The sequence below is a fragment of the Kaistia sp. SLG-1 genome (genome assembly GCF_059699055.1).
Map to the genome: position 1 here is coordinate 4,404,199 of NZ_AP048544.1, position 19,020 is coordinate 4,423,218.

General features: G+C 67.7%; 20 protein-coding genes and 1 other RNA gene. 9 read left to right on the forward strand and 12 right to left on the reverse strand.

What is annotated here, in order from left to right; all coding sequences use genetic code 11:
* Positions 1-19: 19 nt before the first annotated feature.
* The 11 genes from ruvC to AC6HZP_RS20540 all read right to left on the reverse strand — a co-directional run bounded on the left by ruvC (position 20) and on the right by AC6HZP_RS20540 (position 7,593).
* Complete coding sequence (ruvC, locus tag AC6HZP_RS20490) at positions 20-526, reverse strand: crossover junction endodeoxyribonuclease RuvC (protein WP_201400775.1); 507 nt, start codon at positions 524-526, stop codon at positions 20-22.
* Between the two features lie 103 nt (positions 527-629).
* Entirely contained in the window at positions 630-1,229 is a 600-nt protein-coding gene (locus AC6HZP_RS20495) for a hypothetical protein (RefSeq protein ID WP_497524342.1), read from the reverse strand.
* Between the two features lie 354 nt (positions 1,230-1,583).
* Complete coding sequence (locus tag AC6HZP_RS20500) at positions 1,584-2,333, reverse strand: YebC/PmpR family DNA-binding transcriptional regulator (RefSeq protein WP_497524343.1); 750 nt, start codon at positions 2,331-2,333, stop codon at positions 1,584-1,586.
* A gap of 89 nt (positions 2,334-2,422) precedes the next feature.
* Positions 2,423-3,526, reverse strand: a complete 1,104-nt coding sequence (locus AC6HZP_RS20505; protein ID WP_497524344.1) for a tetratricopeptide repeat protein — start codon at positions 3,524-3,526, stop codon at positions 2,423-2,425.
* Positions 3,523-4,194, reverse strand: coding sequence for a thiamine phosphate synthase (locus AC6HZP_RS20510; RefSeq protein WP_497524345.1), 672 nt, complete (start codon positions 4,192-4,194; stop codon positions 3,523-3,525). The genes AC6HZP_RS20505 and AC6HZP_RS20510 overlap by 4 nt, the downstream gene beginning before the upstream one ends.
* Positions 4,195-4,282: 88 nt before the next feature.
* Positions 4,283-5,071 carry an inositol monophosphatase family protein gene (locus tag AC6HZP_RS20515; protein ID WP_201400780.1) on the reverse strand — a complete coding sequence of 263 codons (789 nt, stop codon included), beginning with the start codon at positions 5,069-5,071 and terminating at the stop codon, positions 4,283-4,285.
* A gap of 102 nt (positions 5,072-5,173) precedes the next feature.
* Entirely contained in the window at positions 5,174-5,995 is an 822-nt protein-coding gene (locus AC6HZP_RS20520) for a TIGR00282 family metallophosphoesterase (protein ID WP_497524346.1), read from the reverse strand.
* Positions 5,996-6,013: 18 nt separating this feature from the next.
* Positions 6,014-6,604, reverse strand: a complete 591-nt coding sequence (locus AC6HZP_RS20525; RefSeq protein ID WP_497524347.1) for a 5-formyltetrahydrofolate cyclo-ligase — start codon at positions 6,602-6,604, stop codon at positions 6,014-6,016.
* A gap of 70 nt (positions 6,605-6,674) precedes the next feature.
* Positions 6,675-6,833: non-coding RNA, 6S RNA (gene ssrS, locus AC6HZP_RS20530), on the reverse strand.
* Between the two features lie 103 nt (positions 6,834-6,936).
* Positions 6,937-7,308, reverse strand: a complete 372-nt coding sequence (locus AC6HZP_RS20535) for a cell division protein ZapA (protein ID WP_201400783.1) — start codon at positions 7,306-7,308, stop codon at positions 6,937-6,939.
* A 3-nt stretch (positions 7,309-7,311) separates the two neighbouring features.
* Entirely contained in the window at positions 7,312-7,593 is a 282-nt protein-coding gene (locus tag AC6HZP_RS20540) for a DUF4164 domain-containing protein (protein ID WP_201400784.1), read from the reverse strand.
* A 312-nt stretch (positions 7,594-7,905) separates the two neighbouring features.
* On the opposite strand from AC6HZP_RS20540, the gene tkt reads away from it, so the two are divergent.
* From tkt to AC6HZP_RS20580, 8 genes are all read left to right on the forward strand, one after another.
* Complete coding sequence (gene tkt / locus AC6HZP_RS20545) at positions 7,906-9,897, forward strand: transketolase (RefSeq protein WP_201400785.1); 1,992 nt, start codon at positions 7,906-7,908, stop codon at positions 9,895-9,897.
* Positions 9,898-9,978: 81 nt separating this feature from the next.
* Positions 9,979-10,986 carry a type I glyceraldehyde-3-phosphate dehydrogenase gene (gene gap, locus AC6HZP_RS20550; protein ID WP_201400786.1) on the forward strand — a complete coding sequence of 336 codons (1,008 nt, stop codon included), beginning with the start codon at positions 9,979-9,981 and terminating at the stop codon, positions 10,984-10,986.
* A gap of 120 nt (positions 10,987-11,106) precedes the next feature.
* Positions 11,107-12,306 carry a phosphoglycerate kinase gene (locus AC6HZP_RS20555; protein WP_497524348.1) on the forward strand — a complete coding sequence of 400 codons (1,200 nt, stop codon included), beginning with the start codon at positions 11,107-11,109 and terminating at the stop codon, positions 12,304-12,306.
* A 190-nt stretch (positions 12,307-12,496) separates the two neighbouring features.
* Entirely contained in the window at positions 12,497-13,528 is a 1,032-nt protein-coding gene (locus tag AC6HZP_RS20560; protein ID WP_497524349.1) for a class I fructose-bisphosphate aldolase, read from the forward strand.
* A gap of 214 nt (positions 13,529-13,742) precedes the next feature.
* Positions 13,743-14,753, forward strand: a complete 1,011-nt coding sequence (locus AC6HZP_RS20565; RefSeq protein WP_497524350.1) for a flagellar motor protein MotA — start codon at positions 13,743-13,745, stop codon at positions 14,751-14,753.
* A gap of 2 nt (positions 14,754-14,755) precedes the next feature.
* The gene (locus AC6HZP_RS20570) at positions 14,756-15,784 is read left to right on the forward strand and encodes a peptidoglycan -binding protein (protein WP_201400790.1); all 1,029 of its coding nucleotides are present in this window, start codon (positions 14,756-14,758) and stop codon (positions 15,782-15,784) included.
* Positions 15,785-15,787: 3 nt separating this feature from the next.
* Positions 15,788-16,033 carry a DUF4258 domain-containing protein gene (locus AC6HZP_RS20575; protein ID WP_497524351.1) on the forward strand — a complete coding sequence of 82 codons (246 nt, stop codon included), beginning with the start codon at positions 15,788-15,790 and terminating at the stop codon, positions 16,031-16,033.
* On the forward strand, positions 16,030-16,227 hold the full coding sequence (locus AC6HZP_RS20580) for a DUF2283 domain-containing protein (RefSeq protein WP_497524352.1): 198 nt from the start codon (positions 16,030-16,032) through the stop codon (positions 16,225-16,227). Before AC6HZP_RS20575 ends, AC6HZP_RS20580 begins: the two co-directional genes overlap by 4 nt.
* A 285-nt stretch (positions 16,228-16,512) precedes the next feature.
* Here the strand turns inward: AC6HZP_RS20580 and AC6HZP_RS20585 are convergent, their stop codons facing one another.
* Positions 16,513-18,351 (reverse strand): ABC transporter transmembrane domain-containing protein, encoded by a 1,839-nt coding sequence (locus AC6HZP_RS20585; protein ID WP_497524353.1) that lies wholly within the window; start codon positions 18,349-18,351, stop codon positions 16,513-16,515.
* Between the two features lie 256 nt (positions 18,352-18,607).
* On the opposite strand from AC6HZP_RS20585, the gene rpmE reads away from it, so the two are divergent.
* Positions 18,608-18,832 carry a 50S ribosomal protein L31 gene (gene rpmE / locus AC6HZP_RS20590; RefSeq protein WP_201400792.1) on the forward strand — a complete coding sequence of 75 codons (225 nt, stop codon included), beginning with the start codon at positions 18,608-18,610 and terminating at the stop codon, positions 18,830-18,832.
* Positions 18,833-19,020: the final 188 nt, after the last annotated feature.

Below are 19,020 nucleotides of genomic sequence, written 5' to 3' on the forward strand. Positions count from 1 at the left end.
GGCCGCGCCTTGCCTGATGTCACGCCGTCCGCATCATGCGGGCGAGCGAGACGCGATGATGAACGTGGCAGATCGCGATGCCGAGCGCATCCGCCGCGTCGTCGGTGTCGAACTCCGCCTTGGGCAGCAGCACCTTCACCATCATGCGGATCTGCTCCTTGTCGGCGTGGCCGGCGCCGACGATCGTCTTCTTGACCGCGTTCGGCGAATATTCCGCCACCGACAGGCCGGCAAGCGCCGGCACCAGCAGCGCGATGCCGCGCGCATGGCCGAGCTTCAGCGTCGCGCCGGCGTCCTTGTTGACGAAGGTCTGCTCCACCGCCGCCTCGTCCGGGCTGTACTGCGCCATCACGGCGGTGAGGCCCTGATGCAGCGTCACCAGGCGGTGCGCCAGCTCGCCGTCCAGCTGCGCCTTGACCGTGCCGGAGGCGACGAAGGAGAGCTGGTTGCCGCGGCTGTCGACGATGCCCCAGCCGGTGCGCCGGAGGCCGGGGTCGATGCCGATGATGCGAATCGTATGGTTCATGCCAAAGGCCTAGCCGACCCTCGCGCACTTGTGAAGAACATTCGGAGAACATCGGCGCGCCGCATCGGCGGCGCGCCGCTGGGAACAGGCGGTCAGGCCGGCGTCAGAGCGGCTTGACGCCGTCCTTCTCGGCCTGCACGGCACGGGCCTTGAGGCTGCCGTCGGACGCCTTCTCGACGAAGAGGGAAACGGCGGCGCCCGGCTTCAGCAGCGCGCGGTCGCCGGGGATGATGGCGACGATCCGCGCCTCGGGGCCGACCTCGATGTCCTGCTCGCCGCCCTTGTATTTCAGCCGCAGGGTCTGCCCCGTCGGATCGGCGATCACGGTGGTGACGGTTGCGTTGGTCATCGACCGGCCGGCGCCCGACATCGGCCGCTGCCCCTCGCCCGCCCCGCGCATGCTCTCGGCGAAGATGTGCACTTCCTGCGCATGCAGCTTGCCGTCGGCGCCCTTGACGGCGGCCGAGCCGACATAGTCGCCGGCCTTGATGTCGCTGAGCTTGCGGTTGACCAGCGCGGTGACGTTGACCGAGGCCGGCAGGTTGACCGTCTCGGACTGGCCGTCGGCGGTCTTCATGGTGAGTTGGTCGCCGCTGAAGCTCACGACGGTGCCGCCGACCCGCTCGGGCATGGCGCCCTGCGCCGATGCGGTCACGGATTGCAACGCCAGAAAGGCGGTGGATGCCAGTATTGCCAGTCGCATGATGGGCTCCCAGGCCGGATCGGCCGAACGCGAGGATCGCGTGGGAGCAAGTAGCGCGCCGGCGCCCGCCGTCGAGCGGCCTGCGGCAAGGTGGCCGGCCCGGCCTTGCCACCCTCGACCGTCATCCCGGCGAAGGCCGGGATCCAGACACTCAGGCCTGTGGCCGATAGGCTGGGCCAAGCTTTCGAGGACGGTGTTTATAGGCCCCGGCCTCCGCCGGGGCGACGATGCTCTGCCGATGGGCCGCGCAGCTTGGGCGGCATCGAGTCAGTCCGCCGTCGCCAAGAGTCACGCCCCAAGAAAAAACCCTCCCCGAGGGGAGGGTCTTGCCTTCGCGGAATGACAGGCGATGCCTCAGGCGGCGGTCAGCTTCTGCATGACTTCGTCGGAGACTTCGAAGTTGGTGTAGACGTTCTGGACGTCGTCATCGTCGTCGAGCGCGTCGATCAGCTTCATCACGCCGGCCGCCTTCTCCTCGTCGACGGGGACCAGGTTCTGCGGCTTCCAGATCGCCTTGACCGATTCCGGCTCGCCGAGCGTCTCCTCGAGCGCCTTGGAGACGTCGCTCAAATTCTCGAAGGCGGTGATGATCTCGTGGCCGTCTTCGCTGCTCAGCACGTCGTCGGCGCCGGCTTCGATCGCCGCCTCGAGCACCTTGTCGGCCGAACCGACCTCGGCCTTGTACAGGATCTGGCCGACGTGATCGAACATGAAGGAAACCGCGCCGGTTTCACCGAGCGCGCCGCCGGAGCGGGTGAAATAGGAGCGCACCGCGCTCGCCGTGCGGTTCTTGTTGTCAGTCAGCGCCTCGACGACGACGGCGATGCCGCCGGGGCCGTAGCCCTCGTAGCGCATCTCGTCATAGTTCTCGCCATCGGCGCCGGCCGCCTTCTTGATGGCGCGATCGACAACGTCCTTGGGCATGTTTTCAGCGCGGGCGTTCTGGATGGCCAGGCGCAGGCGCGAATTCATCTTCGGATCCGGCAGGCCGAGCTTGGCGGCGACGGTGATTTCACGCGCCAGCTTGGCGAAGGCTTTCGAGCGCTTGGCGTCGGCGGCACCCTTGCGGTGCATGATGTTCTTGAATTGTGAATGTCCGGCCATCGGAGGCGTCCTATCAGCAAATAATTGGGCGGCGCAGCACCGCGCGATCGCCCCGCTTATAGGGGGAAGACGACCTGAAATAAAGTCGTCTACCCCCCGGCGGGCCAGCGTTCCGCTGCGATCTCGGCCGCCTTGCGGTCGGCGTCGGAGAGCTTGGAGACGAAATCGTCCAGCCATGCGTCCTTGACGCCGAGCTTTGAGGCGATCAGGTGCCATCGCGCCGCCTGGACCGGATCGCGCGGCGTTCCCATGCCGGTGGCGAGCACGCGGGCATAGCGGTTCTGGCCGACCGGATTGCCGGATTCGGCCGCGCGACGGAACCAGCCGGCGGCGGCGATGATGTCCTTCTTGGTGCCGATGCCGTTGAACAGGCGGATGCCGTATTCGACCGCCGCGTCGGGATGACCGGCCTTTGCCGCCTTCGCCATCCACATCGTCGAGATGCCGTCGTCGAGCAGCACGCCCTCGCCCTCGGCATAGAGCTGCGACAGCGCGAACTGCGCGTCGATGTTGCCCTGCCCGGCCGACTTGCTGAACAGCGACGCCGCCTTTTCGGAATCCTTCGGCCGCACCGTGCCGTCGAGATAGAGCAGGCCGAGATTGTAGAGCGCCTGCGGCTCGTTCCATTCGGCCGCCTGCTCGAAGGCGTCGGCCGCCTTGGCGCGGTCCTTCTTGACACCGCGGCCGTCGAGATAGAGCAGGCCGAGCGCCAGCTGCGCGTTGGGATCGCCGGCGAGCGCGCCCTGCTGGTACCAGGCGGCGGCGGCCTTGTCGTTCTGCTTGACGCCGAGGCCCTCGCCATAGAGGCGGCCAAGCAGCGTCGCCGCCGCGGCGTCGCCGCGTTCGGCCCGCGATATCGCCACGGTGAAGGCGGTCAGATAGAGCCCGCGCTGGAAGGCGCCGAAAGCCTGGTCGCCCTCGCCCTCGTCGTTGAGCGCGCGGCCGGACTTCAAGAGGTCGTCAGCGTTCGGCATCAGCCCGGCGGCCGGCGGCGGAACGCCGAGCGTGCTGCCGCCGAGGACCGGTTCGACCGTCACCGGCTTCTGCTCCGCCGGCTTCGTCGAGCCGGTCGTCAGCCCGCCGCTGGCGGTCGCCGGCTTGGCAACCGGCACGGGCGGCGCCTTCTCGGCGCCGATCGCCGGCAAGGCCGTTCCGAGCAGAAGCACAGCAAGGGTCGCGGCCCGGCTTGTCATGGGGCGGTTTCGGCCTGGCGCGCCGCGAGGATGCGATTGACTTCGGCCACCGCCGCCGCCGGACCGTCGGCATGGTTCCAGATCGCCGAGCGCAGCGCGACGAACTCGATATGGGCATCGACCGCCGGCTCGACCGAGGCGAGCGTGTTGCCGCCCATCACGATCGCCGGGATCTCGAACATGGCCGACCACCACGCGGCGAGGTCGAAGCTCTTGTCGAAGCTCTGCGGGCCGGTGTCGCCGTCGAAGCGGCCGAAGAAGATGTAGTCGCAGTCGGTCTCGGCCGCGAGCATGGCGTCGTGCCGCGTCGCGACGCCGCCGGCGCCGACGATGTGGTCGGGCCTCAGCGCCTCGATGGCGTCCTTCAGCTCGGCGAGGCCGGTATCGACATGCAGGCCGTCGGCGCGCGCGCGGCCGAACAGGCGCGTATCGTTCGCGACGATCGCCGCGACGCCATTGGCCTGGGCGATCGGCACCAGCGCCTCGGCGATGCGCTGCAATTCGCCGGAATTCGACGTCTCGGAGACGATGAACAGCGTCGCCACGTCGCCCGCCTTCAGCGCGGCGTCGAGCCGAGGTGCGAACGCCTCGGGATCGAGGCCCGCCGGCGTGACGAGGCAGAGGCGCGCAAACGGCTCCGGCGGAGGGGCTTTTTTCTTCTTGGCCATGGTCGCTTTCGAGAACGCTCCGGAAAAACGCCACAGCCTTATGGCGAAAGCACGACGGGGTTCAAGCCGTCGCGCTCAGCGGAACCGGTCAGCGGGCGGTGATGGCGGTGAGCAGGCGGGCCTGGATCTTCTCGTTGCCGGCGCAGATCGACTTGGTGTCGATCATCTTCTCGCCGCCCCAGAGATCCGTGCTCTTGCCGCCGGCCTCGCGGACGAACAGCGTGCCGGCCGCGATATCCCAGGGCTGCAGACCTTCCTGCCAGAAGCCGTCGAGGCGACCGGCGGCGACGGCGGCGAGATCGAAGGCCGGCGAACCGCTGGCGCGCAGGCCCGCCACTTCGATCATGACGTTCTGCATCTTGCGGATGGCGCCGGCATGGTCGGGCGTGCCGAGATGGGGAATGCTGGTGCCGATCACGGAATCGGCGAGCGCGACGCGGCCGGCGACGCGCAGGCGGCGATCGTTCATGAACACGCCGCCGCCACGCTCGGAGACGTAGAGATCATTGGTGACCGGATTGAACAGCACGGCCGCGACGATCTGCCCTTCCCGCTCCAGCGCCAGCGCGACGCCGAAGACGGGAATGCCGTGCAGGAAGTTGCTGGCGCCAGCGAGCGGGTCGAGGATCCAGCGGTGGGTCTCGTCCGAGCCGGCGAGGACGCCGCGATCCTTGGTCAGGAAGCCGTAGCCGGGCCGGCCCTTGGTCAGCTCCGCCACCAGCGCCTGGCCGGCCTTGCGGTCGGCGGCGGCGACGAATTCGGCCGGGCCCTTCATCGAAACCTGCAGGTTCTCGATCTCGCCGAAATCGCGGGCGAGCGGGCGGCCGGCCTTCGTGACGGCGTTGACCATGACGTTGAGAAGGGCCGAGCGGGCCATGGGCGAAACTCCTGCAGCATCGTCCGGCGGTACCCGCCCGGACGGAGCAAATCTGAAATGGGGGAAGCGTTTGCCTCTCCCATCACGGAATGACGACCGCCGTCAACCCCAGAAGGTCGGCAACCGCTCCTCGAGCACGCCGCCAAGGGCGAGCGGCGAGACGGCGCGGGCGAGCCCGGTGGTGTCGTCGACGTCGACGCAGAGCCCGCACAAGGTCGCCGGGCCGTTCGACGGCTGGAAGCGGCCGGAGGGGATCTTGGTCAGGAAGCGGCGCACCGGCTCGTCCTTGTCCATGCCGAGCACCGAATCATAATCGCCGCACATGCCGGCGTCCGACTGGTAGGCGGTGCCGCCCGGCAGGATGCGGCAATCCGAGGTCGGCACATGAGTATGCGTGCCGACGACCAGGGTGACGCGACCGTCGAGATGATGGCCGACCGCCTGCTTCTCACTGGTCGCCTCGGCGTGGAAATCGATGATGATGGCATCCGCCTGCTCGCCGAGCGGACAGGCCGAGACCTCGCGGTCGACCGCCGCGAACGGATCGTCGAGCGCATCCATGAAGACGCGGCCCATGGCGTTGACGACGAGGACGCGGGCGCCGTTGCGCGCGATGAAGAGATTGGCGCCTTTCCCGGGCGTGCCGACCGGATAGTTGACGGGGCGGAGGAAGCGCGGCTGCCGCTCGGAGAAGACCAGCGCCTCGCGCTGGTCGAAGGCGTGGTTGCCGGTGGTGATCACGTCGGCGCCGGCGTCGAGCACGTCGCGGACGATGTCCTCGGTCATGCCGAAGCCGCCGGCGGCATTCTCGCCATTGATGACGACGAAATCGAGCCTGTAACGGTCAATCAGCCCCGGCAGCTGGTCGATGACGGCGTTGCGGCCCGTCCGGCCAACGATATCCCCCAGGAAAAGCAGTCGCACACGAACCCCCTTGATCGGTCACCCGGATTTCAGCGCAGTGATCCGTTCAGCCTCGGTCAGGATGTAGTCGAGGGGGATGTCGTGCGTCTCAAAAGGAACTTTGTCGACCTCCTGAACCGCGAAGGCAAGCCCGACCAGCAGCGGTCGCGCGCCGGAGGCGAAGATGGCGGCGACGGCGCGGTCATAGTGGCCCTTGCCATAGCCGATCCGGTGGCCGCGCCGGTCGAAGGCGGCGAGCGGCAGCAGGATGACATCCGGCACGACGAAGGGCGCGTCCGCCGAGGGGCCGACGGTGCCGAAGCCGGCCGGATGCAGCTCCGCCCCGGCTTCCCAACGGCGGAAGCGCAGCGTCTCGGCATCGACCAGCACGGGCAGCGCGATGGTGGCGCCGGCGGCGCGCGCGCCTTCGATCAGCGGCCGCGGATCCGCCTCGCTGCGAATCGGCCAGTAGCCGGAGACGATGCGGCCGGCCGGCTCGAACCACTCGACGCCGTGGCGGAGGAAGCCGTCGACGGCGTGCTGGCGCTGGGCGGTCGAAAGCCCGTCACGCCGGGCGAGCGCGGCGACGCGCAGCTGATTCTTGGTGGCGGTATCCGTCTCGGTCGTCATGTCAGCCCGGATCGTCGCGGCGGGGTTGGAAGCCACGGCCATAGAACGATTGCGGGAGAGAAGGAAGGGTGGCGAGCCACGATGGGCCGATGGAGTGATCGATCCCGGGAACCTACAGCGTAGGTGGGCGCCGTATGTCCGGAACCAGGGCTCCAGTCAGGGACAGCTCCCTTTTGGATCGATAAGGCCCCGGGGAATTGTGAGCTCCTGTCGCACCGCGCAGTCTCGCCGACACTGAATATAGGAGACCGCGGGACGCTTAGCCAGCGATCTCGGCGCGATGAGCGGGGAAGCTCTCGCTTTTCCCGTGCTACGGCGGGCGAAGGTCGGGATCAGTCGCGCTTGTCGCCGGCGACGAGCTTCTCGGCGAGGCTTTCGAGGCGGCTCGCCGCCAGGTCGACGACGCGCGCGACGTTCGCTTCCGCTTCCTCGTAGCGCGCGATCACCGCTGCCTTAGTCTCGTTCATCGCGGCGAGCTCGGCCTCGAGCCGGCGGACCTGGCGCCGTGATTCGGCGAGGTCGTCGCCCATGGTGATCGCCGCCATGACGGTCAGGCGCTGGTCGCCGATCTCGCCGAAGCTTTGGCGCAGCTGGCCGATGATTTCATTGAGACGATCGGCGAGGCCCTCGAGATGGGCCTCCTGGCCGTCGTCGCAGGCCATCCGGTAGGTCTTGCCGTTGATGGTGACGCTGACCTGCGACATGGCTCAGCCGTCCTGCCGTTCGAGCACGGAACGAATCGTTTCCATGGCGGCGACGAGACGGCGGGAGACTTCCTTGTTGGCCTCTTCGAGCCGCTCGGAGCGGGCTTCGGCCGCGTCGACCGACTGCGCCAGACGCGAGCGATCGAGGCCGATCCGCTGCATTTCCGTCTCGATTTCGCCGAGGCGCACACCGGCGTTGAGCCGTCTGTCGACCGCTCCCTCCAGCCCGTCCAGCGCCGCACTCAAGCGCCGCAACGCACCTTCAATGGGCGACGCCCCTCGCATTCTCGGCGGAATCTCCCTGTCGCATGCGGTCAGAAATCGTTCCGGACATTAGGCAGGCCCGAAACAGGGCGTCAATGGCTTATCCTGGGCTTATCCGGAAGCGGCCGTTTTCCCGGATTTCCGGGGGCTCGCGGCGGTTGCAGCCGGCTCTCTGCGACAGGTCGCGAGATTGACTCACAAGGGGGGTCTGTTATTTGTCGCAGCGCCTTTCCGCGACGGTCCGGCGGCCTGGTAGTTACCCCACAGAACAACGCGGCCGCGCGACTGCCCGACAAGCGAGCAGTGGCCCGGCCCACAAGCGTGGAAGCAGAGATGACAGCTCCTGAAACTCACAAGCGCATGGCAAACGCCATCCGTGCGCTCGCGATGGATTCGGTCGAAAAGGCCAAGTCCGGCCATCCCGGCATGCCGATGGGCATGGCCGACGTCGCCACGGTGCTGTTTTCGCGGTTCCTGAAATACGATGTCAACGCGCCGTTCTGGCCCGACCGGGATCGCTTCATCCTGTCGGCCGGCCATGGCTCGATGCTGATCTATTCCGTCCTGCACCTGCTCGGCTCGAAGGAACTGCCGATCAGCGAACTGCAGAATTTCCGCCAGCTTCATTCGAAGACCCCGGGCCATCCCGAGAACTTCATGACGCCCGGCGTCGAGACGACGACGGGTCCGCTCGGCCAGGGTCTCGCCATGTCGGTCGGCTTCGCGCTGGCCGAGCGCATGCTCGCCGCCGAATACGGCGCCGACCTCGTCGATCACTACACCTACGTGATCGCCGGCGACGGCTGCCTGATGGAAGGCGTCAGCCATGAGGCGATCGATCTCGCCGGCCATCTGAAGCTCAACAAGCTTATCGTCCTGTTCGACGACAACGGCATCACCATCGACGGCCACACCGATCTCTCGACCTCGGTCGACCAGGTCGCCCGCTTCAAGGCGAGCGGCTGGAATGCCGAGCGCGTCGACGGCCTCGATCCGGAGGAAGTCGCCGCCGCCATCGAGCGCGCCCGCAATTCCGACCGCCCGACCCTGATCGCCTGCAAGACGATCATCGGCTACGGCGCGCCGACCAAGGCCGACAGCCATGCCTCGCATGGCTCGGCGCTCGGCGACAAGGAAATCGCCGGTGCCCGCGAGGCGCTCGGCTGGCCCTACGCGCCGTTCGAGATCCCGGACGACGTCTACGCCGCCTGGCATGGCGCCGCCGCCAAGTCGGCTGAACCGCGCGCCGCGTGGGAGGCCCGCCTCGCCGCCGCCGACGCCGCCGTGCGTTCGGAATTCGAGCGCCGCATGAAGGGCGAGCTGCCGGCCGGCCTCGACGCCGCCGTCGACGCCTACAAGAAGACCCTGTCGGAGACGAAGCCGAAGGTCGCCACCCGCAAGTCGTCCGAAATGGCGCTCGACATGCTGGCGACCGTGGTGCCGGAACTGGCCGGCGGTTCCGCCGACCTGACCGGCTCGAACCTGACCCGCGCCAAGGCGCAGCAGCCGCTGACCCCGGATGATTATTCCGGCCGCTACATCCATTACGGCATCCGCGAGTTCGGCATGTCGGCGGCGATGAACGGCATCGCGCTGCATGGCGGCTTCATCCCGTATGGCGGCACCTTCCTGGTGTTCACCGACTACGCCCGCCCGGCCATCCGCCTGTCGGCGCTGATGGGCGAGCGTGTGATCTACGTCATGACGCATGACTCGATCGGCCTCGGCGAAGACGGCCCGACCCACCAGCCGGTCGAGCATGTCGCAGCACTCCGGGCGATCCCGCATCTGCGCGTGTTCCGTCCGGCCGACGCCGTCGAGGTGGCCGAAGTCTGGCAGATCGCGATCGAGAGCCCGCACAACCCGTCGGTTCTCGCGCTGTCGCGCCAGAACCTGCCGACGCTGCGCACCGAGCACGTCTCGGAGAACAAGTCGGCCCGCGGCGCCTACCTGATCGCCGGTCCGGAGACCGCCGACGTGACGCTGTTCGCGACGGGCTCCGAGGTCGAGATCGCCGTCAACGCCAAGGCGAAGATCGAGGAAGCCGGCCGCACGGCCCGCGTCGTCTCGGTGCCGAGCTTCGAGCTGTTCGAGCTGCAGGACGACGCCTACAAGGCGGCGACCATCGGCAATTCGAAGGTCCGCGTCGGCATCGAGGCCGCCATCCGTCTCGGCTGGGACCGCTTCATCGGCGTCGACGGCATCTTCATCGGCATGAACGGCTTCGGCGCCAGCGCGCCGGCCGACCAGCTGTACGAGTATTTCGGCATCACGGCGCAGCATGCCGCCGATGCGGCGCTGGCGCGGTTGAACACCAACGCCTGAATCACGAACTGAACCATGGCCGGGCATATGCGCCCGGCCGAAACGGACGAAGGCGCGGCGCGCGCCTCAAGGAGAGCGAATATGGCGGTGCGGGTTGCTATCAACGGGTTCGGCAGGATCGGCCGGAACATCCTTCGGGCGATCGTCGAGTCGGGCCGGACCGACATCGAGGTCGTCGCGGTCAACGATCTCGGCCCGGTCGAGACGAACGCCCACCTGCTCCGCTTCGATTCGGTCCATGGCCGCTTCCCGCATGAGGTGATCGTCGACGGCGACACGCTCGTCATCGGCGACCGCCGCATCAAGGTCACGGCGATCAAGAACCCGGCCGAGCTGCCGCACAAGGAGCTCGGCATCGACATCGCGCTCGAGTGCACCGGCATCTTCACCTCGCGCGAGAAGGCCGCCGCCCATCTCGCCGCCGGTGCCAAGCGCGTCATCGTCTCGGCTCCCGCCGACGGCGCCGACTACACCGCCGTGCTGGGCGTCAACCATGAGGGCCTGACCAAGGACCACCTGGTGATCTCGAACGGCTCCTGCACCACCAACTGCCTGGCGCCGGTCGCCAAGGTCCTGCAGGACACGGTCGGCATCGAGCACGGCTTCATGACGACGGTGCATTCCTACACCGGCGACCAGCCGACGCTCGACACCATGCACAAGGACCTCTACCGCGCCCGCGCGGCGGCCCTCTCCTCGATCCCGACCTCGACCGGCGCCGCCAAGGCGATCGGCCTGGTGATCCCGGAGCTCAAGGGCAAGCTCGACGGCTCGTCGATCCGCGTGCCGACCCCGAACGTCTCGCTGATCGACCTGAAGTTCGTCGCCAAGCGCCCGACCACGGTCGAAGAGATCAACGCGGCCATGAAGGCGGCGGCTGCCGGCCCGCTCAAGGGCGTCCTCGCCGTCACCGACCAGCCGAACGTCTCGCACGACTTCAACCACGACCCGCATTCGGCGACGTTCCACCTCGACCAGACCAAGGTCATCGACGGCACCTTCGTCCGCGTGCTGGCCTGGTACGACAACGAGTGGGGCTTCTCGAACCGCATGGCCGACATGACGGCCTATTTCGCCAAGGTCCTCTGAGCGAATTGGCAAAGACGATTTGATCCGTCGAAACGAGATCAGCTAGAACCTGATGGCCCGGACACGTTCCGGGCCATTTTCACATTTGAGGGCGCATTCGCCCACAAGGAGAGAGCGCGCATGTCGACCTTCCGCACCCTCGATACCGCCGAAATCAAGGGCAAGCGCGTCCTGATCCGCGTCGACCTGAACGTCCCGATGAAGGACGGCCGGGTCACCGACGACACCCGCATCCGCGCCATCCTGCCGACGGTGCGCGACGTCACCAAGCGCGGCGGCAAGGCGATCCTCTTGGCGCATTTCGGCCGCCCGAAGGGCGAACGCGTGCCGGACATGTCTCTCGCGCCCGTCGTGCCGGCGCTGGAGACGCTGCTCGGCAGCCCCGTCGCCTTCGCCAATGACTGCATCGGCAACGACGCCGCCCAGGCGATCGCCAAGATGTCGGACGGCGACGTTCTGCTCCTGGAAAACACCCGCTTCCACAAGGGCGAAGAGAAGAACGATCCGATCTTCACGGCAGCACTCGCCGAGCTCGGCGACGTCTATGTCAACGACGCCTTCTCCGCCGCCCACCGCGCCCATTCCTCGACCGAGGGCCTCGCCCACCAGCTGCCCGCCTATGCCGGCCGCTCGATGCAGGCCGAGCTGGAGGCGCTCGAAAAGGCGCTGACCAGCCCGAAGCGCCCGGTGATCGCCATCGTCGGCGGCGCCAAGGTCTCGTCCAAGATCGACCTCCTGGAAAACCTGGTCGGCAAGGTCGACGCGCTGGTGATCGGCGGCGGCATGGCCAACACCTTCCTGCACGCGCAAGGCCTGCCGGTCGGCAAGTCGCTCTGCGAGAAGGACCTCGCCGACACCGCCCGCCGCATCCTGGCCAAGGCCGAGACCGCCAACTGCGCCATCATCCTGCCGGTCGACGCCACCGTCGCCTATCATTTCGAGGCGCATGCCCCGAACCAGACCTATGGCGTCGAGGCGATCCCCGAGGACGGCATGATCCTCGACGTCGGCGGCCTGTCGGTCGAGCGCATCAACGCGGCGATCGACGACGCGGCGACGCTGGTCTGGAACGGCCCGCTCGGCGCCTTCGAGCTGGAGCCGTTCGATCGCGGCACGGTCGAGGCCGCCCGCCACGCGGCGAAGCGCACCAAGGAAGGCCATCTGCTCTCGGTCGCCGGCGGCGGCGACACGGTGGCGGCGCTCAATCACGCCGGCGTCGCCGACGACTTCTCCTATGTCTCGACGGCCGGCGGCGCCTTCCTCGAATGGCTGGAAGGCAAGCCGCTGCCCGGCGTCGAGGTATTGCGCCGCAACACTTAAATCGTTTTAGTCCGCAGCGCAGCAAAACTACGGTCTTTGCGATAATTTGATCAGGTCGATCAAACAACTTCCGAGCTCATCGAGTTCGGAAGTTGTTTTATTTTGCAGTGCAAAATCTAACATGGCGAGTTATGCAACTGCCGGGAGACCCGGACGGTCCGGGTCCGCGCTTTGCAAGAGATCGCCCCGCATGACCGAAAGCCTTCAGGATATTGCCCGTCGTCTCGTCGCGCCCGGAAAGGGCATTCTGGCGGCGGATGAGAGCTCGAGCACGATCAAGAAGCGTTTCGACAGCATCAACCTCGCCTCGACGGCCGACGCCCGCCGCGATTACCGCGAGATGCTGTTCTCGGCCGACCAGGCCATGCGCAACCACGTCTCCGGCGTCATCCTGTTCGACGAGACCATCCGCCAGCAGGCGAAGGACGGCCGCGCGCTGGTCGAGCTGATAACCGCGACGGGCTCGATCCCCGGCATCAAGGTCGACACGGGCGCCAAGGCGCTCGCCTTCCACCCCGGCGAGACCGTCACCGAGGGCCTGGACGGCCTGCGCGAGCGCCTGGTCGAATACCACAAGCTCGGCGCGCGCTTCGCCAAGTGGCGGGCCGTGATCACCATCGGCGAGACCCTGCCGACGCCGGGCGCCCTCTCCGCCAACGCGCACGCGCTCGCCCGCTACGCCGCGCTCTGCCAGGAAAACGGCATCGTCCCGATCGTCGAGCCGGAAGTCCTGATGGACAACCCGAACGCCACCCACACGATCGAAACCTGCCACAAGGTCACCGAGGCGACGCTGCGCGTCGTGTTCGACGAGCTCGATCGCGCCCGCGTCGACCTCACCGGCATCATCCTGAAGCCGAACATGGTCGTGCCGGGCAAGGACAGCGGCCAGAAGGCTTCCCCGTCCGAAGTGGCCGAGCGCACCGTCGCCGTGTTCCACGCCGCCGTGCCGACCTCGGTGCCGGGCATCGCCTTCCTCTCCGGCGGCCAGTCGGACGAGCTGGCGACCGAGCATCTCTCGCTCATCAACGCCATAGGCGACCTGCCCTGGGGCATCACCTTCTCCTATGGCCGCGCCCTGCAGGCGGCGGCGCTCAAGGCCTGGGGCGGCAAGCCGGAGAACGTCGCGGCCGGCCAGCAGGCCTTCCTGCATCGCTGCCGGATGAACGGCCTCGCGGCGCTCGGCCAATGGAACGCGGAACTGGAGCGCGAGGTCGCCTGACCCCGACTCCCGTCGCGGGAGGAAAGCGCCGCCTCTTTCCGAGGCGGCGCGTTAAGCTCTTCCTATCCTGCGGCAAATCACGCTAAACCTTGAGCGCTGGGGCGTGATCGGCTTCTTCCGAGGCCCCGGCACGGACTTGGCGCGTTTCTTCGGCCACGGTTCTGGCCGATGCGTGCAGGGTGAAACGAGACGCAGCGCGATCCGGCGGAAACCAATGGCAAGAGATTTCGACCCCTACAAGCTTGCCAGTCCGCAAGTGTATCTCTGGCGGATGATCGTATTCCTGGTGATCGCCGCGTTTGTCGCCCTGATCCTCTATCGCCAGGTCTATACGTCCTTCCTCGCCAATCCGGCGCTGAACGGCGTCATCATCGGCGTGCTGTTCATCGGCATCCTGCTGGCCTTCCGCCAGGTAATCCGCATCTTCCCGGAGATCCGCTGGGTCAACGGCTTCCGCAATTCCGACCGCTCGATCGAGCTGGAACGCGCGCCCGTGCTGCTGGCGCCGATGGCGGCGATTCTCGGCGACCGCATCGGCCGCATGTCGATCTCGACCCAGACCATGCGCTCGGTGCTCGATTCGATCCTGATGCGCCTCGACGAGGACCGCGACACCTCGCGCTACCTGACCGGCCTGCTCATCTTCCTCGGCCTGCTCGGCACCTTCTGGGGCCTGCTGGAAACGGTCAGCGCCGTCGCTGACGCCATCCGCAGCCTCAACATCGGCACCGGCGACAGCGCCGTGATCTTCGAGGACCTGAAATCCGGCCTCGAGGGTCCGTTGACCGGCATGGGCACGGCGTTCTCGTCCTCGCTGTTCGGTCTCGCCGGCTCGCTGATCCTCGGCTTCCTCGACCTGCAGGCCGGCCAGGCGCAGAACAAGTTCTATACCGAGCTGGAAGACTGGCTCTCCACCGTCACCGACCTCGATCCCAGCATGCTCGACGTGCGCGAGGGCGCCACGACCGGCGAGGACCTTCGCGTCGCGATCGAACGGCTGACCGCGGCGGTGCAGGAGGGCGGTGGCGGCTCCGGCGGCTCCACCCAGCGCGCCACGGCCGCCATGGCCAATCTCGCCGAAGGCATCCAGGGCCTCGTCCAGCACATGCGCAGCGAGCAGCAGGTGGTGCGGGGCTGGGTTGAGCAGCAGGCCGAGCAGCAGCGCGAGATGCAGCAGCTTCTGGAACTGATCGCCAAGGCCCTCAAGCAGCCGGCCGGAGAGTAGGCATGGCCGCCCGCGGACGCCGCCGTGAGGCCAGGACGGACGTCTGGCCCGCCTTCGTCGACGTGCTGTCGAACCTCCTGCTCGTCTTCATCTTCCTGCTCTCGATCTTCGCGCTGCTGCAGTTCCTGCAGAGCCGCGAGATCACCGGCAAGGACACGGTGCTGAACCGGCTGAACAGCCAGATCGCCGAGCTGACCGAGCTCCTCGCCATGGAGCGGGCCGGCAAGCAGGATAGCGCCGACCAGCTCGCCAACCTGCAGGCGAGCCTCGCCTCGGCGGAAGCCGAGCGCGACCGGCTCAAGAGCGCGGCCGACAGCCAGTCGGCTGCCGCTGGGTCGGCCGAGGGCCAGATCGCCATCATCACCAAGGCGCTGGAAAACGAGAAGGTCGTCAGCCAGAAGGCGCTGTCGCAGGTCGAGATCCTGAACCAGCAGATCGCCGCACTCCGCCGCCAGATCGGCGCGCTGGAGGAGGCGCTGAACGCCTCGGAGAAGCGCGACACCGAGAGCCAGACCAAGATCGCCGATCTCGGCCGCCGGCTGAACGTCGCGCTGGCGCAGCGCGTGCAGGAACTGTCGCGCTATCGCTCCGACTTCTTCGGCCGCCTGCGCGAGATCCTCGGCAACCGGCCCGATATCACCGTCGTCGGCGACCGCTTCGTCTTCCAGTCCGAGGTGCTGTTCCCGTCCGGCTCGGACGAGATCAACGCCGAGGGCAGGGTCGAGATGACCAAGCTCGCCGAGGCGCTGAAGACGCTCGAGGGCGAGATCCCGCCGGAGATCGCCTGGGTGCTGCGCGTCGACGGCCACACCGACGCGCGGCCGCTCTCCGGCTCCGGACGCTTCCGCAACAACTGGGAACTGTCGTCGGCCCGCGCCATCGCGGTCGTCCGCTTCCTGGTCGAGCAGGGCGTGCAGCCGATCCACCTGGTCGCCGCCGGCTTCGGCGAATACCAGCCGCTAGAACAGGGCTCGACCGAAGCCGCCTACGCCAAGAACCGCCGCATCGAGCTGAAGCTGACGGAACGGTAGGCCATGCGCATCATCCTCACGGCACATGCGGCCCTGATGATGAACGAGCGCGGCATAGAACTGGAGTGGGTCGAGCGGACGCTGGCCGCGCCCGAGGTTACCGAACCTGACGCGCTTCGCGAGGGTGTGACGCGAGCCTTTCGCGCGATCCCGGAGCGCGAAAATCGTATCCTTCGCGTGGCATATGCCCAGGATGGGGATACATATAGGGTCGTCACCGCATTCCTCGATCGAGGCCGCCGCCGATGAAAACCGTCTATGACCGCGAAACCGACGCGCTCTATCTCCGCTTCACGGACGCGGCGATCCTCGAGAGCGAAGAAATTCGGCCGGGCCTGGTGCTCGATTTCGACCAGAACGGCAAGATCGTTGCCGTCGAGATTCTCGACGCCTCGCAGCATCTCGCACCCGGAACCGACCTGACCCGCCTCGCCGCCGCCTGAGGCCCGGCCTCTGGTCCGCCCGATCCGCGCGGCCCCTCACGACGGAACTGTCAGACGCAGTCGCCGAGACCCCTCCCCCAGTCTGAATTCCAAACCCCAACCATCATCCTGAGGTGCCCGGCGAAGCCGGGCCTCGAAGGAGGGTCCAGGAGGCCACATTCGGGAGGCGGCTCGGATCTCGGTTGTTTCGAAGCTTCGCTGGACCCTCCTTCGAGGCTTCGCTGACGCGAAGCACCTCAGGATGATGACCGGAGCCGATCGATTTGCCCGGAAACGCCCCGCCCCTCAGGCGGCGTCCTCGCGGAACTGCAGGCGCGCCAGGCGGGCGTAGAGGCCGCCCTGGCGGACAAGCTCGTCATGCGTGCCTTCCTCGACGATGGCTCCGCCATCCATGACGAGGATGCGGTCGGCCTTCAGGATCGTCGCAAGCCGGTGCGCGATGACGACCGTCGTGCGGCCGACCATCAGCTCGTCGAGCGCCGACTGCACCGCGACCTCGCTTTCGGCGTCGAGCGCGCTCGTCGCCTCGTCGAGCAGCAGGATCGGCGCGTCCTTCAGGATGGCGCGGGCGATGGCGATGCGCTGGCGCTGGCCGCCCGAGAGCGTGACGCCGCGCTCGCCGAGCTCGGTCTCGTAGCCCTCCGGCAGCGCCTGCAGGAAGCTGTCGGCATAGGCCGAGACGGCGGCGTGGCGGATGGCGCCCGGGTCCGCGCCCGGCCGGCCGATCGCGATGTTCTCCGCCGCGCTCGCGGCGAAGATGACCGTATCCTGCGGCACGATCGCGATGTGGCGGCGCAGCGCCACCGGATCGAGCGCGCGGATATCGACGCCGTCGACCGTCACCCGCCCCTGCTGCGGGTCATAGAAGCGCAGGATCAGGTTGAAGAGCGTGCTCTTGCCCGCGCCGGAGGGGCCGACGACAGCGACCCGCTCGCCGGGCTCGACCCGGAAGCCGACATGATGGATGGCGGCGCCGCGCCCGCCTTCCGGATAGCCGAAGCCGACGCCCTCGAAGGCGATCGCGCCCTTGACCGGCTCGGCGAGAGAAACCGGCCTCGCCGGCGCGGCGATCGACGGCTTTTCCGCCAGGATCTCGGCCAGCCGTTCGGCAGCACCGGTGGCGTTCGCAATGTCGCCCCAGACCTGCGAGAGCTCGCCGAGCGCGCCGGCGGCGATCACGGCGTAGATCAGGAACTGGCCGAGCGTGCCGGGGGTCATCCGCCCGGCGAGCACGTCCTGCGCGCCCCACCAGAGCACGGCGACCATGCTGGCAAAGACCATGAAGATGCCGAAGCCGGTCAGCGCCGCGCGCGCCATGGTCGAGTTGCGGGCGGCGATGAAGGCACCCTCGACGCTGGTCGCAAAGCGACGCGCCACGCTCGCCTCGGCGGTGAAAGCCTGGATGATGCGGACCGCGCCGATCGCCTCGGAGGCATAGGCGGAAGCGTCGGCCAGCATGTCCTGCGCCTTGCGCGAGCGCATCCGCACGCGGCGGCCGAAGCCGACCAGCGGCAGCACGACGATCGGCAGCGCCAGCAGCACCAGGCCGGAGAGCTTCGGGCTGGTGACGATCATCATCGCCACGCCGCCGAGGAACATCACCACATTGCGCAGCGCGATCGAGATGTTGGCGCCGGCGACCGCCTTGATCTGCGTCGTGTCGGCGGTGAGCCGCGAGGCGATCTCGCCGGAGCGGTTGCGGTCGAAGAAATCGATGCCGAGCGCGGCGAGATGACGGAAGACGTCGGCGCGCAGATCGGCGACGACCCGTTCACCGAGCCAGGTGACGAAATAGAAGCGCAGGCTGGAGGCGACGGCGAGCACGGCGACGACGCCGATCAGCGCCATGAAATAGACGTTGATCGTGCCGGCATTGTCGGCGGTGAAGCCGTGGTCGATCATGCGGCGGACGGCGAGCGGCACGGTCAGCGTCGCGAGCGCGGCGGCGACGAGCGCCAGGCAGGCGCCGAGGAGCTGCGGCTTGCGGCGGAGCACATAGGGCACCAGCATGCCGAGCGGCCTGAGCGAACGGCGGCGGGCCTTGGCGTCGTCGCCGGCCTTGGCGTCGTCGCGGGCCTTGGAAGGATCGGCCCGGTCGGCAGCACCTTCCGCGTCTCTAGCCATCGTGTCTCGAACCGCCATCGGCACCCGTCTCAGTCGTTCGCGGGGGCTTTTGCCCCGATGGCGCCTAGATGCACTGCTGGCGGCGGTGTTTCAAGGCGAGCGGGCCCTTGTGCCGGCCCGAACGCTGGGCTATATCGTCGCCCCACAGGACGGCCCGTCGCAGGCAGCCGTTTTTCCCATTGATCAGGACGGCGCCTCCGCTTTGGCGGGCGACGACCATGCGGTCCCGAACGGACCGAGCCGCGAGGACCAGACGATGAAGAAAGACATTCATCCCGACTACCACACGATCAAGGTCGTGATGACGAACGGCACCGAGTACTTCACCAAGTCGACCTATGGTGAAGAGGGCGCCGTCATGAACCTCGACATCGACCCGACGACGCACCCGGCCTGGACCGGCGGCAACCAGACGCTGCTCGATCGCGCTGGCCGCGTCTCACGCTTCAACAACAAGTTCAAGGGCTTCATCGGCGGCTAATTCGCCCGAAGCGCTTTCGGAATGCAAAACCCCGGCCTCTGGCCGGGGTTTTTGTTTGCGTGGGGTTTCACAGGTCCCCTCACCCCATAGGGCTCCGCCATGTCAGCGGCGTGGAACCAGCACGGCCATCATCCTGAGGTGCCCGGCAACGCCGGGCCTCGAAGGAGGGTCCAAGAAACACCTCTGAA

Coding starts and splice junctions, on each gene's coding strand:
- rpmE (WP_201400792.1), top strand. CDS start 18,608: ATGAAGAAAGACATTCATCCCGACTACCACACGATCAAGGTCGTGATG.
- AC6HZP_RS20560 (WP_497524349.1), top strand. CDS start 12,497: ATGACCGAAAGCCTTCAGGATATTGCCCGTCGTCTCGTCGCGCCCGGA.
- AC6HZP_RS20495 (WP_497524342.1), bottom strand. CDS start 1,229: ATGCGACTGGCAATACTGGCATCCACCGCCTTTCTGGCGTTGCAATCC.
- AC6HZP_RS20580 (WP_497524352.1), top strand. CDS start 16,030: ATGAAAACCGTCTATGACCGCGAAACCGACGCGCTCTATCTCCGCTTC.
- AC6HZP_RS20510 (WP_497524345.1), bottom strand. CDS start 4,194: ATGGCCAAGAAGAAAAAAGCCCCTCCGCCGGAGCCGTTTGCGCGCCTC.
- AC6HZP_RS20555 (WP_497524348.1), top strand. CDS start 11,107: ATGTCGACCTTCCGCACCCTCGATACCGCCGAAATCAAGGGCAAGCGC.
- AC6HZP_RS20525 (WP_497524347.1), bottom strand. CDS start 6,604: ATGACGACCGAGACGGATACCGCCACCAAGAATCAGCTGCGCGTCGCC.
- AC6HZP_RS20540 (WP_201400784.1), bottom strand. CDS start 7,593: ATGCGAGGGGCGTCGCCCATTGAAGGTGCGTTGCGGCGCTTGAGTGCG.
- AC6HZP_RS20575 (WP_497524351.1), top strand. CDS start 15,788: ATGCGCATCATCCTCACGGCACATGCGGCCCTGATGATGAACGAGCGC.
- AC6HZP_RS20500 (WP_497524343.1), bottom strand. CDS start 2,333: ATGGCCGGACATTCACAATTCAAGAACATCATGCACCGCAAGGGTGCC.
- AC6HZP_RS20505 (WP_497524344.1), bottom strand. CDS start 3,526: ATGACAAGCCGGGCCGCGACCCTTGCTGTGCTTCTGCTCGGAACGGCC.
- gap (WP_201400786.1), top strand. CDS start 9,979: ATGGCGGTGCGGGTTGCTATCAACGGGTTCGGCAGGATCGGCCGGAAC.
- ruvC (WP_201400775.1), bottom strand. CDS start 526: ATGAACCATACGATTCGCATCATCGGCATCGACCCCGGCCTCCGGCGC.
- AC6HZP_RS20585 (WP_497524353.1), bottom strand. CDS start 18,351: ATGGCTAGAGACGCGGAAGGTGCTGCCGACCGGGCCGATCCTTCCAAG.
- AC6HZP_RS20535 (WP_201400783.1), bottom strand. CDS start 7,308: ATGTCGCAGGTCAGCGTCACCATCAACGGCAAGACCTACCGGATGGCC.
- tkt (WP_201400785.1), top strand. CDS start 7,906: ATGACAGCTCCTGAAACTCACAAGCGCATGGCAAACGCCATCCGTGCG.
- AC6HZP_RS20515 (WP_201400780.1), bottom strand. CDS start 5,071: ATGGCCCGCTCGGCCCTTCTCAACGTCATGGTCAACGCCGTCACGAAG.
- AC6HZP_RS20565 (WP_497524350.1), top strand. CDS start 13,743: ATGGCAAGAGATTTCGACCCCTACAAGCTTGCCAGTCCGCAAGTGTAT.
- AC6HZP_RS20570 (WP_201400790.1), top strand. CDS start 14,756: ATGGCCGCCCGCGGACGCCGCCGTGAGGCCAGGACGGACGTCTGGCCC.